Below are 13,479 nucleotides of genomic sequence, written 5' to 3'. Positions count from 1 at the left end.
GCAACCGACCACCCGATACCGCCGCCGCGGGAACACGGAGGCCGCCGCCCGCGTTGGCTCTCTCATGACCGTTCCCCTCTCGATCCTCGACCTCGCCCCCATCGCCCCCGGAGAGACCGCGCGCGACAGCTTCGCCGCCTCCGTCGCTCTGGCGCAGCAGGCCGAGCGGAGCGGGTACCGGCGGGTCTGGTACGCCGAGCACCACAACATGGCCTCGATCGCGTCGAGCGCCACCTCCGTGCTGATCGCGCACGTCGCCTCGCAGACCTCGACCATCCGCCTCGGCTCCGGCGGCGTCATGCTGCCCAACCACTCCCCGCTGACCATCGCGGAGCAGTTCGGCACCCTCGAGACGCTGCACCCGGGCCGCATCGACCTCGGCCTCGGCCGCGCCCCCGGCAGCGACCAGGCCACGTTCCGCGCCCTCCGCCGCGAGCACGACTCGTCCGAGCGCTTCCCGCAGGACGTCCTCGAGCTGCAGGGCTTCCTCGCCGGCGAGTCGCGCATCCCCGGCGTCAGCGCGACGCCCGGCGCCGGCACCCGCGTCCCCCTCTACATCCTCGGCTCGTCGCTCTTCGGCGCCCAGCTGGCCGCCGCCCTCGGCCTGCCGTACGCCTTCGCCTCGCACTTCGCGCCGGATGCGCTGCACCAGGCCGTCGCCGAGTACCGCCGCGGCTTCCGCCCCTCGGAGCAGCTCGACGCCCCCTACGTGATCGCCGGAGTGAACGCCATCGCCGCCGACAGCGAGGAGGACGCGCAGGAGCAGTTCGCGCAGATGAAGCGCGCCCGCCTGATGATGCTGCTGCGCCAGAGCGGCCAGATCCCCGTCGACCAGCAGTTCTCCGAGGAGGAGCTCGACCACCTGCTGACCGCCCCGGTCGGCGCGCACGTCGCGAGCATGACCCACTACACCGGCGTCGGCACCGGCGAGCAGGTCGCGGACTACGTGGCCGAGTTCGCGCGCTCGGCGGAGGCCGACGAGGTCATCGTCGCCCACGCCTCGCTCGCGACGCCCGCCCGCCTGCGCTCGGTCGCACTGCTCGCGGAGCACTCGCTCGTCGCCGCGTAGCCCGCGGAGGTCCTGCCGACCCGCGTCCGATCTGCAGGCGATCCTGCCGACTACGCGCTGACGCCCACCCGGCAGCCGCTCCCGGTACAAGATCTCCTGCACAACGGACCACCACCCACACCGAGCAGCCCCTAGGTCCGATCTGCAGGCGAACGCGCCCACAACGTGCTGAAGCCCGCTCGGCACGCGCGCCCCGTGCCGGATCGCCTGCACAACGGACCGCCACCCACCCCGAGCAGCCCCTAGGTCCGATCTGCAGGCGAACGCGCCCACATCGCGCTGACGTCCACCCGGCAGGCGCTCCCGGTACGAGATCACCTGCACAACGGACCACAGCGCGCACGGCGGACGGGACCCGGTCCGGTCTGCAGGTGATCGCGCGCAGAATACGCGGGGGCCCGCTCGGCACGCGCGCCCCGCGCCGGATCACCTGCACAACGGACGGCACCCTGCACAACGGACCAGCAGCCGTCGAATCGGCGCCACGCGGAATGACAGCGCCCCGCCGGAGGTTGCACGGGTGGGCTCCGACACGCCCGATGGAGGCTCCCCCGTGCAGATCGTGGACTGGCTGTTCGACGCGCAGATCGTCATCGGCGACCAGACGGTGCTCTGGCGCGAGGTCATCGGCAACGTCTTCGGCCTCCTCAGCGCCCTCGGCGGCATGCGGCGCAAGGTCTGGGCCTGGCCCGTCGGCATCTTCGGCAACGCGCTGCTCTTCACCGTCTTCATGGGCGCGCTGTTCGACACCCCGAACCCGGTGAACCTGCTCGGCCAGGCCGGCCGCCAGATCATGTTCATCATCGTCAGCATCTACGGCTGGTACCGCTGGACGCACCGCCCCAGCGACGCGACCACGCTGATCTCGCCGCGCTGGGCCTCCTGGCGCACCCGCGGACTGCTGGTGCTCGGCATGGTCGGCGGCACCGCGATCCTCACCCCGGTCTTCCGCGCGCTCGGCTCCTACGAGCCCGTGTGGAGCGACGCCTGGATTTTCATCGGCTCGCTGCTCGCCACCTACGGCATGGCCAAGGGCTGGGTCGAGTTCTGGCTGATCTGGGTCGCCGTCGACATCGTCGGCGTCCCGCTGCTCTTCTCGGCCGGCTACTACGCCTCCGGCCTGATGTACGTCTTCTACGGCGCCTTCACCCTGCTCGGCTTCTTCGTCTGGATGAAGGAGGGGCGCCGCCCGTCGGCCGCCCCGGTCACGGTCGGCTGACCGCCGCCCCGCCGCGCCGACCCGTCACCAATGGTCGCCCGACTCGCGCCAACACCGCCGTTCCTGACGGATCGATGGCGCCCGGCGTCGCGAATCCAAGACGGAGGGGGTTGGATCGACGAATGAGGACGACGATGACTCCCCCGACCGCCTTCGTCCTCGCCGCGCTCTGGGCGGCTCTCGCCGCCTGGGGCACCGCGATCGGCAGCACCCCCTTCCTGATCGGCGGCCTCGTCATGGCCGTCGCCTTCGCCGCGCTCGGCGTCGTCCTGCGCCGCCGGGCCCGCCGCTGACCGCGGAAGCACATGCTGGTCGAGTAGCCGCGGAACGCGGCGTATCGAGACCCACCGTTCTCAACAGGGCGGGTCTGCAGACTCACCTGCTGACGGCGTCGGATCTCGAAACGCCCGCTCCGCGGGCTACTCGATCAGCATGGGAGGGCCGCTCGGTCAGCAGGCGAGCGACCACGCTGAGCCATGCTGGTCGAGTAGCCGCGGAACGCGGCGTATCGAGACCCACACCGTTCGGAGGGTGTATCTCGATACGCCCGCTCCGCGGGCTCCTCGATCAGCGTGAGGGCGCCCGCTCCGCCGAAAGGCGCGAGCGCCGCGTCAGTGACCGCGCGCGATCCACGCCTCGCGATCCGGCTTCTCGGTGCCGATCGTCGTCGTGGGGCCGTGCCCCGTGCGGACGACCGTGTCGTCCGGCAGGGTCAGCAGCCGATCGGTGATCGAGTCGATGATGGTCGGGAAGGAGCTGTAGGAGCGGCCGGTCGCGCCCGGTCCGCCCTCGAACAGCGTGTCCCCGGTGAAGACCGTGCCCAGCTCGGCGGCGACGAAGCAGACGGCGCCGGGCGTGTGCCCCGGCGTGTGCCGCACCTCCAGCTCGGTGCCGCCGACGCTGATCCGCTGGCCGTCCTCGAGCACGCCACTGGGGGCGGAGTCGGGGTAGAACGCGTCCCAGAGCACGCGGTCGCCCTCGTGCAGCAGCACCGGCACGTCGACGGACTCCAGCAGCGCGGCGACCGCGTCGATGTGGTCGGTGTGCGCGTGCGTGAGCAGCACCGCGCGCAGCGTGCGGTCGCCGACGGCCGCGAGGATCGCCTCCGCGTCGTGCGCCGCGTCGATCACGACGCACTCCGTGTCGTCGCCGACGATCCAGACGTTGTTGTCCACGTCCCAGGTGCCGCCGTCGAGGGCGAAGGTGCCGCTGGTGACGAGGTGGTCGATGCGGGCGGCCATCAGAGCACCACCACCGAGCGGAGCACGTCGCCGCCGGCCATCGTGGTGAAGGCCTGCTCGATGTCGCGGATGCCGATCCGCTCGGTGACGAACTCGTCGAGCGGCAGCCGGCCCTGCAGATACAGGTCGGTGAGCATCGGGAAGTCGCGCTCGGGCAGGCAGTCGCCGTACCAGCTCGACTTCAGCGAGCCGCCGCGGCCGAAGACGTCGAGCAGCGGGATCTCGAGGGTCATCTCCGGGGTCGGCACGCCGACCAGGACGACGGTGCCGGCGAGGTCGCGGGCGTAGAACGCCTGGCGCCAGGTCTCGGGGCGGCCGACCGCGTCGATCACGACGTCGGCACCGAAGCCGTCGGTCAGCGCCTGCACGGCGGCGACGACGCCGTCCTCGTCGAGTCCGCTCGAGTCGATCGCGTGGGTGGCGCCGAGCTCCTCGGCCTTGACGAGCTTCTTCGGGTCGCGGTCGATGGCGATGATCGTGCTCGCGCCGGCCAGCTTCGCGCCGACGACGGCCGCGGTGCCGACTCCGCCGCAGCCGATGACGGCCACGGAGTCGCCGCGGGTGACGTTGCCGGTGTTCATCGCGGCGCCGAGGCCCGCCATGATGCCGCAGCCCAGCAGGCCGACGGCGGCGGGGTCGGCGGCCGGGTCGACCTTCGTGCACTGCTTGGCGTGCACGAGCGTCTTCTCGGCGAAGGCGCCGATGCCCAGCGCGGGGCTGAGCTCGGTGCCGTCCGTGAGGGTCATCTTCTGCGTCGCGTTGAAGGTGTTGAAGCAGTACCAGGGCTCCGCGCGGACGCAGGCGCGGCACTCGCCGCAGACGGCGCGCCAGTTGAGCACGACGAAGTCGCCGACCGCGACGTGGGTGACGCCCTCGCCGATCGCGCTGACCCGGCCCGCGGCCTCGTGGCCGAGCAGGAACGGGAAGTCGTCGCTGATCCCGCCCTCGCGGTAGTGGTAGTCGGTGTGGCAGACACCGCAGGTCTCGATGTCGACGATGGCCTCGCCGGGTCCGGGATCGGGGACGACGATGTCGACGAGCTCGACGGGAGCCCCCTTCGACCGGGCGATGACGCCGCTCACAGTGGTGGGCATGGGGGCTCCTTCGGGCGGGGGCGGGTGGTGCGGGGAACCGTTCCACAGTACCGAGCGGCGCCTGCGCGGGGGCCGTCGTCGGGGCGCGGGCGGACGCGCGGGCCCGCTGCCGGCATCCCCTGTCCAGAAGTTGTCGTACTCGACCGCCCGGTACGACAACTCCTGTGCAGAGGCTTCCCGCCGATCGCGACTGCCGAGAGGGGGAAGGTGCCGGACGCGTCGCTGCTGCAGAGCCGGACGCGCTGGTCGTACTTCATGATCTGGTCGGAGCAGCTGCGCGGCAGCAACACGAACGCCGCCATCCAGAGCGCCTACTTCCACCCCCGCGTCCTCAACCAGGGCGAGCTGACGCTCCCCTGACCCTGCGGCTTCGGCGATCCGTCAGGAACGGCTGCCTCCCGCGCGGAGAGGGAGCCGTCCGCGACGGATCGCCGGCATCGTGCCCGGGAGTAGGGTCCTGCGCATGAGTGCTGCGGACGAGAGCGGGCCGTTCTTCCACGGGACGAAGGCGGACCTGCGGGTCGGCGATCTGCTGGTGGCGGGGCGGCGCTCGAACTACCGGCCCGAGGTCGTCATGAACCACGTGTACTTCACGGCGCTGCTGGACGGCGCGGGGCTCGCAGCCGAGCTCGCGCCCGGGGAGGCGGAGCCGCGGGTCTACGAGGTGGAGCCGACAGGGTCGTTCGAGGACGACCCGAACGTCACGGACAAGAAGTTCCCGGGGAATCCGACGCGCTCGTACCGCAGCGTCGAGCCGCTCCGCGTCGTCCGCGAGGTGCACGACTGGACCCGGCTGACCCCGGAGGCACTGCGCGCGTGGCGCACGCGCCTCGCCGAGCTGCGCGACGACCCGCGCGGCGAGATCCTGAACTGAGCGGCGAGGCGTCCGCCTGCAGGCGGGGTCTGCGGCTCTGGTGCTGACGACGGTGGATCTCGATACGCCCGCTGTGCGGGCTACTCGATCAGCATGGAGGGCCGCCGCGCGGGCTGCTCGGCCGGACGCGCATCATGCTGGTCGAGTAGCCGGCCGAAGGGCGGCGTATCGAGACCTACCTCGCCGGAGATGCCGGCAGACCTCGTCCCACACTCCAGGAGTTGTCGTACTCGACCACCCGCTACGACAACTTCTGCGGAGCGGAAGAGCCGCTACTCCACCGTGTCGATCACGTCGATCCGCCAGCGGCCGTCGAAGACCAGGCCGATCCGCACGCGGTGGATCAGATCCGCCTGCTCGGTGCTGCGGAACGTCTCCTTGCCGTTGGCGAGGACGCGGATGCCCGTCGTGTCGAGGAGCGCCCCGACGACGGCGTCGGAGCTCGAGTACGACAGCAGTTCCACCTCGGAGACGACCATGCTCCCGACCTGCCTCACCTTCCCCCGCGAGTACCAGCGCGCATCCGAGTCGAGACCCGGAAGCCCCTTCTCAGTCACCGCGTTCGCCAGCTCCTCCGGAATCCTCCGCGTGTAGCCCCGCTGGGCCCATTCGTCGTAGGCGTTCACGAAGGCCCACACGGCCTCGACCGGTCCGACTTCTTCGACGCACACAGCTCCGTCCCTCCTCTTCTCCTCCTCGGCGAGGAGACGTGACGAGGGTGCCGGAATCGCCGCACGAGCTGCCGACCCAGGCGCGGAATCCTCGCCGAGGGCTCCGAGCAGAGATCACCTGGTGAGCGGGGAGCTCCCTGCTGACCAGGAGAGGCCACCTCGTCAATGCGGGGAGCTCCGTGCTGACCAGGAGAGGCCACCTCGTCAGAGCGGGGAACTCCATGCTGATCGAGTAGCCCGCACAGCGGGCGTATCGAGATCCACCACCGTCAGAACAGGAGTCTGCAGACCCGCCCTGCGGACGACGGCGGGTCTCGATACGCCGCTGCGCGGCTACTCGACCAGCATGTGGCGGGCGTCTGACGGAAGGCATCGCAGCCTCCGGCTGCTCCCTATCTCATGCTGATCGAGTAGCCCGCGCAGCGGGCGTATCGAGATCCACGTGCACGACCATGAAGGGGACGCCGCCCCACCCCTCATGCCAGCCCCGCGCCGCCGATCGCGAGCGACACGATCACCGTGAGCACCGTCGTCCACAGCGCGATCGCGATGCCCTGCCAGAGCAGGACGCGGCCCTTCGCGACGCCGGCGCCGGCGAGCATCACTGCGGTGAAGTGGGTCGGCAGTAGCAGCGGGCCGAGCAGGCTCACGCCGGGGACGCCGTAGCGGGTGAACGCGCGCTGGAACTTCTCGCGGCGGGCCGTGGCGCGCCTCCGCGGCTTCCCACCGGTGATCGCCGAGCGGACGCCCGCGCCGAGCAGCACGAGCAGCGCCACGCAGAGGAAGTTGCCCGCGGCGGCCGACACCGCGGCGACCACCGGGTGGATCCCGCCGATGATGCCGATCGTCGCGGCCCCTTCGCCCTCGATGAACGGCACGGCTCCGGCGAGCGCCACCACGAGCGGCTGGACGAGGTCGGGGACGTCCTGGATGAGGCCCTGGAATCCGAGGATCGCGTCGCTGACGATGGTCGACATGGCGGTGTCTCCTTCTGGCTGAACGGCTGAACCGCTGCCCCGTCGATCGGGACGAGTCCATCCCAGCCCGGCGCAGGGGGTGCCCGGCAGTGCCCTCCCGTCACCGCCGGTCGGGAGGAACGGCCGCCCGGGGGGTGACAACTGTCATGGTCGTACCCTGGCCGCATGCCGACCGCGCTGCTCCCTCCCGCCGAGACGACCGCCGCTCCACCCTCGGGCAAGGGCGTCGCCGCGACCTGGTGGTACACGCTGCTCTCGGCCGGCTCGTTCGTGCTCGCGGTGCTGTTCGTCTGGCTGGTGCCGCAGCTGGTCGGCGACGCATCGCCGTGGCGGGTGGTCGGCTACCTCCTCGGCGCCGCGCTCTGGGCGGCGGTCTTCACCGACTCCGCACAGCGCTACCGCCGGGCCGACCGGGACGCCCCGGCGCGCCTCGGCCCCGCCACCCTCGGACTCCAGGCCCTCGGTCTCGTCGGCGCCGCGGCGACCGGACTGGCGACGGGCAGCCCCACCCTCCCGCTCTCGCTCGCGTTCGTGCTCGTCGTGCTGCTGCCCTGGCCGCGCGGGATCCGCTGGCGGGTCACCACGTTCCTCACCGTGCTGCTCGCCGTCAGCGCCTGGCTCGAGCATGATCGGGCGTCGGGCACCGCGCCGCTCTCGCTCGCACCGGGTGCCGCGCCGGTCCTGTTCGCGTTCGCGGCCGCGCTGCCCCTCGCGATCGTCAGCATGCTCTGGTGGTGGGACATCGTCCGCGAGCTCGATCGCGCGCGGGTGGCGGAGGGCCGCCTCGCGGCCGCGCAGGAGCGGCTGATCCTCGCCGGCGACGTGCACGACCTCCAGGGACACCATCTGCAGGTGATCGCCCTGCAGCTCGAGCTCGCCGAGCGGCTGCTCCGCGACGATCCGGACGGCGCTCTGGAGCAGCTCCGCGCCGCTCAGCGCTCGGTCGACGGCGCGCGCACCGGCACCCGCGAGCTGGCGACGCGCTTCCGCAGCGTCTCGCTCGCCGACGAGCTCGCCAACGCCGCCGACCTGCTCCGCTCGGCGGGTCTGCGGGTCGAGCTGGCCGTCGATCCCGACGCGGACCGCGCCCCCGCCGACGTGCTCGGGCCGGTGGTCCGCGAGAGCACGACCAACATCCTGAAGCACGGCGGCGGCGAGTCGGCTCGGCTGCGGCTGGCGCGCGAGGCGGAGTCGTGGCGGTTCCAGGCCGTGAACGACGTGCCGGAGGGGGCGGAGTCAGAGGGCGTCGAGGCCGGCACCGGCTCCGGCGTCCTCGGCATGACCGAGCGGATCGAGCGGGCCGGCGGCACGCTGAGCACCCGCACCGCGCGCCGCTCCTTCGAGCTCGACGCGCGCCTGCCCGGCGGTGCCGCGTGATCCGGGTGCTCCTCGCCGACGACGAGGACATGATCCGCACCGCCCTGGCCGCGCTGCTCCGGCTCGAGCCCGACCTCGAGATCGTCGGCGAGTGCCGCGACGGCGCGGAGGCGGTCGCCGAGGCCGTGCGCCTCGAGCCCGACGTCTGCCTCTTCGACGTCGAGATGCCCGGCATGGACGGCATCGAGGCGGCGGAGCGACTGCGCCGCGTCTCGGCGACCCGGGTCGTCGTGGTCACCCGGCACGCGCGGCCCGGCGTGCTGCGCCGCGCGCTGGCCGTCGGCGTCAGTGGCTTCCTGCCCAAGTCGCGGCGGGTGGAGGACGTGGCGGAGGTGATCCGCCAGGTCGCCGCCGGCCGCCGCTACGTGGATCCCGAGATCGCCGCCGACGCCCTCGCGACCACGCGCAGCCCGCTCACCGACCGCGAGCTGGACGTGCTGAGCGCCGGCTCCCGCGGCGAGACCACGGGCGAGATCGGCAAGGCCCTGCACCTGTCCGCGGGCACCGTGCGCAACCACGTCTCGTCGATCCTGCGCAAGCTCGACGTCGACACCCGTCAGCGCGCCGTGATCGAAGCCCGCGAGAACGGCTGGATCTGACGCCGCAACCCGGCACTACCCCGTCCGATCTGCAGGCGATCCGCCCGTCCTGCCTCCCGCCCTCGCGCCGGTAAGCGGCTTCCCCGCCACATCACCTGCACAACGGACGCGCACCTGCAGAACGGACGGGCACCTGCACTGCGGAGGGCTGCTGTCCGATCTGCAGGCGATCCGCCCCTCCTGCCTGCCGCCCTCGCCCCGTTGAGTGGCTTCCCCGCCGAATCACCTGCACAACAGAGGAGCACCTGCACAACGCGCGGGCACCTGCACAACGGAGGAGCACCTGCACACCGGCCCGGCACCCTTCCGGAGGGGTTCTGTCCGATCTGCAGGCGATCACGCCGGCACGAGACGCACGGGCGCGGCGGAAACCGCGTTGCCGCGCGGATCGCCTGCAGATCGAACCGGCGCCGGGCTCAGAGCGCGATGACCACGCTCTTCAGCTCGCAGAACGAGCGCAGCGCCTCCTCGCCCAGGTCGCGCCCCATCCCGGACTCCCCCACGCCGCCGAACGACAGCGCCGGGTCGAACAGGTTGTACGTGTTGACCCACACCGTCCCCGCACGCAGCCGCCGACCCATCCGGTGCGCCCGCGCCAGGTCGTTCGTCCACACTCCGGCGGCGAGCCCGTAGGTCTGGTCGTTGGCGAGGGACACCGCCTCGTCCTCGTCCTCGAACGGGATGATGCCGACGACCGGCCCGAAGATCTCCTCGCGCGCGATGGTCATCGTGTTCGTGACGCCGGTGAAGAGCGTCGGCTCGACGTAGTAGCCCGGCCGGTCCGGCACGCCGCCGCCCACCGCGACGACCGCGCCCTCCGCCTCGCCCTGCGCGATGTAGCCGAGCACCTGCTGCCGCTGCTCCTCGGACACGAGCGGCCCGACGGTCACGCCGCCGGCCAGCCCGTCGCCGAGCGCGACCCTCCGCACAGCCGCGGTCAGCCGCTCCGTCGTCTCCTCGAGGATCGAGCGCTGCACCAGCAACCGGCTGCCCGCCGTGCACATCTGGCCGGAGTGGCCGAACGACGCGCGCATCGCGGTCAGCACGACGGCGTCCAGGTCGGCGTCCTCGAACACGATGTTCGGGCTCTTGCCGCCCAGTTCCAGAGTCAAGCGGGTGAAGTCCTCGCTCGCGGCGCGCATCACCTTCCGGCCGACCTCGGTGCTGCCGGTGAAGGAGACCTTGCTGACCAGCGGGTGCTCGGTGAGCGCCGCGCCGACCCGGCCGTCGCCGGTGAGCACGTTGACGACTCCCGCGGGGACGCCCGCCTCCTCGCAGAGTGCCGCGAGGCGCAGCATCGTCAGCGGAGTCTGCTCCGCCGGCTTCACGACCACGGTGCAGCCCGCGGCGAGCGCCGGCGCCAGCTTGAAGCTCGCCGTCATGATCGGGAAGTTCCACGGCAGGATCAGCGCCGCGACTCCGACCGGCTCGAGCGTCGTGTAGACGTGGTGCTGCGCGTCGACGGGCACGACCGTTCCGGTCAGCCGCGACGGGGCGCCGGCGTAGTAGCGGAAGACGCGGGCCGAGGTCGCGGTGTCGGCGCGCGAGCGCTCGATCGGCTTGCCGTTGTCGCGGGTCTCGAGCACCGCGAGCTCCTCGAGGCGCTCCTCGATCAGGTCGGCGATGCGGTTCAGGATGCGGCTGCGGTCGTGCGGGCTCATCCCGCTCCAGCGCGCGTCGTCGTGCGCGCGGCGGGCGGCGGTGACGGCCGCCTCGATCTCGGCGGGGCCGGCCTGCGGGACGCGGGTGAGCAGCTCCTCCGTGGCGGGGTCGACGACGTCGAGCAGCTCCGCGCCCTCGGGAGCGAGCCACGCGCCGTCGACGAGGAAGGGCTCGATCGGCGCGAGCGGGGCGAGGGTGTCTCTCATGGGGTCTGCGTCTCTCTCATCGGGGCTCATCGGGGGGCCGGGTGGGGCCGGAGTCGTCGGGGCCGAGGGGGCGGGATGGTCGGTCAGGGCCGGTCGGTCACGGCCGGTCGAGCAGCCGCGCCGGCTCCTCGACGCTCATTCGCCGCAGCACGTCGTCGGCGACGCCGAGCGCGCGGAGCCCCGGCAGGACGCGCGCGCCGAGGTGGTCGAAGCCGTGCCCGCCGAAGCGGCGCAGCTGGCCCTTCGTCCAGGTGCTGTGGCCGAGCACCCAGCGGATGCCGGGGTCGGTGCCGAGCAGCTCCAGCAGCGCATCCAGGCGCTGCGGGTCGCTCGCGTTGCGGATCCGGCCGACGTGCGCGCCCTCGTTGCCGAAGCAGAGCTCCAGCACGGCGCCGGCCCGGCCGAGATCGCGGAGGTAGGGCAGGTCGAGGAACTCGTCGACCGTGCTGAACACGACGCGGGAGGGATCCACTCCCTCGGCGACGACGTGCGCGAGCACCTCGAGTCCGTTGCGGGCGTCGGCGGCGAGCCGGACGGTGATCGCGGAGCCGGTGGCGGCGGCCGCGCGGGCCGCGGCGGTGAGGCTGATCCGCTCCTGCTCTCCGTCGGGAGTCGCGAAGGCGCCGGTCGTGCCCATCAGGCCGAGCAGTCCCGCGCGGTAGGTCGAGCCGGGGATCGCCTCCGTCAGCGCGCGGGTGAAGAGCTCGGTGCGGCCGTCGACGTCGAGCGCGAGGTACCACTCGGGCTGCAGCCGCGGGAGGTAGGCGCCGTAGCCGGCGACGATCGCGACGCCCGCCTGCCCGGACAGGGCGGGCAGGCGCGCATGGTCGGGCCCGAAGCCGAGCGAGCTGAGGTCGACGGCCAGGGCGAGACCGGCCGACGCTCCCACGCGCAGCTCGTCCGCGAGCAGCTCGACGTCGTCGAGGCGGAGGTTGTCGGCGAGCGCGAGCTGGCTCCAGCGCAGGGCGGCCGCGAGCTCGGCGGTGACCGGGGCGTCCGGATCGAGCGCCTCGACGCCGGGCCGCTGCAGCGCGCTCGCGTCGGTCAGCAGATGCTCGTGCATCGACACGACGCCGAGTTCCGCCGCCTCGACCGGGCCGAGGACCGTCTGGATGGCCATGCGCCGCCTCTCGCGCGGCACCCTGCCGCTGGATCCAATATAGAGCCGGATGGATCCAGAAGCGACGTGTCGGTACTCTCCCAGCCTCGCGATCGCACTACCTGAGTAGAATCGCAGACAGCAAGGGGAGTACTCCCGACTGCGGTGAGCCCGTCATGACGGACGCGAATGAGCGTCCCGGGCCATCGGCTCCGCCACCACCTCCGAGAGGTCGCGGCCGGAGTGGAGGAGACCTTGGTCCCTCATCGACCGACCCTCTTGGAGCACCCCCGTGCAGATCACACCCGTCATCTGGCTGATCACCATCGCCGTGACGATCGCCTTCTTCGTCTACGAGTTCTTCGCGCACGTGCGGAAGCCGCACGAGCCGACCATCGGCGAGTCCGCCCGCTGGTCGGCCTTCTACATCGGCCTCGCACTGCTGTTCGGCGTCGGGATCGGCTTCGTCGCCGATTGGCGCTACGGCGGCGAGTACTTCGCCGGCTATCTCACCGAGAAGGCGCTGTCGCTCGACAACCTCTTCCTCTTCCTGATCATCATGACCGGGTTCGCGGTGCCGAAGATGTACCAGCAGAAGGTGCTGATGATCGGCATCGTCATCGCGCTGATCATGCGCGGCGGCTTCATCGCGGTCGGCGCGGCCCTGATCGAGAACTTCTCCTGGGTCTTCTACCTCTTCGGCGCCCTGCTCTTCGTGCTGGCCTACCAGCAGATCAAGGGCGACCACGGCGACCCCTCGAACAACGCCTTCATGCGCCTGGTGCGCCGCGTCCTCCCCGTCACCGACGAGTACCACGGCGACAAGCTGACGGTGAAGAAGGACGGCCGCCGCTTCGTCACCCCGATGCTGCTGACCATCGTCGCCATCGGCTTCATCGACCTCGTCTTCGCGCTCGACTCGATCCCCGCCATCTACGGACTGACCAACGAGGCCTACATCGTCTTCACCGCGAACGCCTTCGCGCTGATGGGCCTGCGCCAGCTGTTCTTCCTGATCGGCGGTCTGCTCGAGCGCCTCGTCTACCTCAGCCAGGGCCTGGCCGTCATCCTCGGCTTCATCGCCGTGAAGCTCGTCTTCCACGCCCTGCACGTCAACGAGGTCCCGTTCATCAACGGCGGCGAGCCCCTGCTCTGGGTCCCCGAGATCCCGATCTGGTTCTCGCTCACCTTCATCGGCTCGACGATCGCCGTCGCCACGATCGCCAGCCTCCTGAAGACCCGCGGCGACCGCTCCAAGTCCGACCGCGCCACCGTCCAGGACGCCCCCTTGGAGACCCCGGCCGACGTCCCCTCCCGCCGCGAGCACTGACCCCCTCCGCGAGATGCCACTTGTGCACGCGACACGCCGTGAAAGGCGTGCACAAGTGGCA

General features: G+C 71.8%; 14 protein-coding genes. 8 read left to right on the top strand and 6 right to left on the bottom strand.

Going from position 1 to position 13,479, the window contains the following annotated elements; translation table 11 throughout:
• Positions 1–64 precede the first annotated feature (64 nt).
• The 3 genes from EDF45_RS11355 (at position 65) to EDF45_RS21250 (ending at position 2,581) form a co-directional block, all read left to right on the top strand.
• Complete coding sequence (locus tag EDF45_RS11355; RefSeq protein WP_123736107.1) at positions 65–1,069, top strand: LLM class flavin-dependent oxidoreductase; 1,005 nt, start codon at positions 65–67, stop codon at positions 1,067–1,069.
• Between the two features lie 553 nt (positions 1,070–1,622).
• Entirely contained in the window at positions 1,623–2,288 is a 666-nt protein-coding gene (gene pnuC, locus EDF45_RS11350) for a nicotinamide riboside transporter PnuC (RefSeq protein WP_123736108.1), read from the top strand.
• Between the two features lie 134 nt (positions 2,289–2,422).
• Positions 2,423–2,581 carry a hypothetical protein gene (locus tag EDF45_RS21250; protein ID WP_185020152.1) on the top strand — a complete coding sequence of 53 codons (159 nt, stop codon included), beginning with the start codon at positions 2,423–2,425 and terminating at the stop codon, positions 2,579–2,581.
• 318 nt (positions 2,582–2,899) lie between these two features.
• On the opposite strand, the gene EDF45_RS11345 is transcribed toward EDF45_RS21250, so the two are convergent.
• Both EDF45_RS11345 and EDF45_RS11340 read right to left on the bottom strand, forming a co-directional pair.
• Complete coding sequence (locus EDF45_RS11345) at positions 2,900–3,529, bottom strand: MBL fold metallo-hydrolase (RefSeq protein ID WP_123736109.1); 630 nt, start codon at positions 3,527–3,529, stop codon at positions 2,900–2,902.
• Positions 3,529–4,623: an S-(hydroxymethyl)mycothiol dehydrogenase gene (locus EDF45_RS11340; protein ID WP_123736110.1), complete on the bottom strand. Its 1,095-nt coding sequence runs from the start codon at positions 4,621–4,623 to the stop codon at positions 3,529–3,531. Before EDF45_RS11340 ends, EDF45_RS11345 begins: the two co-directional genes overlap by 1 nt.
• Positions 4,624–4,830: 207 nt before the next feature.
• Here EDF45_RS11340 and EDF45_RS11335 point away from each other — a divergent pair, with 207 nt between their 5' ends.
• Both EDF45_RS11335 and arr read left to right on the top strand, forming a co-directional pair.
• Complete coding sequence (locus tag EDF45_RS11335; RefSeq protein ID WP_221181108.1) at positions 4,831–4,983, top strand: hypothetical protein; 153 nt, start codon at positions 4,831–4,833, stop codon at positions 4,981–4,983.
• Between the two features lie 103 nt (positions 4,984–5,086).
• Positions 5,087–5,497, top strand: coding sequence for an NAD(+)--rifampin ADP-ribosyltransferase (gene arr, locus EDF45_RS11330; RefSeq protein WP_123736111.1), 411 nt, complete (start codon positions 5,087–5,089; stop codon positions 5,495–5,497).
• 272 nt (positions 5,498–5,769) lie between these two features.
• Here the strand turns inward: arr and EDF45_RS11325 are convergent, their stop codons facing one another.
• Together EDF45_RS11325 and EDF45_RS11320 are read right to left on the bottom strand one after the other, a co-directional pair.
• The gene (locus EDF45_RS11325; protein WP_123736112.1) at positions 5,770–6,168 is read right to left on the bottom strand and encodes a hypothetical protein; all 399 of its coding nucleotides are present in this window, start codon (positions 6,166–6,168) and stop codon (positions 5,770–5,772) included.
• 476 nt (positions 6,169–6,644) lie between these two features.
• The gene (locus EDF45_RS11320; protein ID WP_123736113.1) at positions 6,645–7,145 is read right to left on the bottom strand and encodes a small multidrug efflux protein; all 501 of its coding nucleotides are present in this window, start codon (positions 7,143–7,145) and stop codon (positions 6,645–6,647) included.
• Between the two features lie 165 nt (positions 7,146–7,310).
• On the opposite strand from EDF45_RS11320, the gene EDF45_RS21585 reads away from it, so the two are divergent.
• Together EDF45_RS21585 and EDF45_RS11310 are read left to right on the top strand one after the other, a co-directional pair.
• A complete protein-coding gene (locus tag EDF45_RS21585) occupies positions 7,311–8,522 on the top strand; it encodes a histidine kinase (protein ID WP_221181109.1) in 1,212 nt (403 codons plus the stop codon).
• Entirely contained in the window at positions 8,519–9,121 is a 603-nt protein-coding gene (locus EDF45_RS11310) for a response regulator transcription factor (protein WP_123447307.1), read from the top strand. Before EDF45_RS21585 ends, EDF45_RS11310 begins: the two co-directional genes overlap by 4 nt.
• 416 nt (positions 9,122–9,537) lie before the next feature.
• Here EDF45_RS11310 and EDF45_RS11305 read toward each other — a convergent pair whose 3' ends face one another.
• Together EDF45_RS11305 and EDF45_RS11300 are read right to left on the bottom strand one after the other, a co-directional pair.
• Positions 9,538–10,989: an aldehyde dehydrogenase gene (locus tag EDF45_RS11305; RefSeq protein ID WP_123736114.1), complete on the bottom strand. Its 1,452-nt coding sequence runs from the start codon at positions 10,987–10,989 to the stop codon at positions 9,538–9,540.
• Between the two features lie 97 nt (positions 10,990–11,086).
• A complete protein-coding gene (locus tag EDF45_RS11300; RefSeq protein WP_123736115.1) occupies positions 11,087–12,109 on the bottom strand; it encodes a phosphotriesterase in 1,023 nt (340 codons plus the stop codon).
• A 271-nt stretch (positions 12,110–12,380) separates the two neighbouring features.
• Here EDF45_RS11300 and EDF45_RS11295 point away from each other — a divergent pair, with 271 nt between their 5' ends.
• Positions 12,381–13,418, top strand: coding sequence for a TerC family protein (locus EDF45_RS11295; protein ID WP_123706155.1), 1,038 nt, complete (start codon positions 12,381–12,383; stop codon positions 13,416–13,418).
• Positions 13,419–13,479 lie beyond the last annotated feature (61 nt).

Source organism: Rathayibacter sp. PhB186 (genome assembly GCF_003751825.1).
Classification (GTDB): Bacteria; Actinomycetota; Actinomycetes; order Actinomycetales; family Microbacteriaceae; genus Rathayibacter; species Rathayibacter festucae.
Note: the sequence above shows the minus strand (reverse complement) of the source record. Positions and strands in the feature narration are given on the sequence as shown.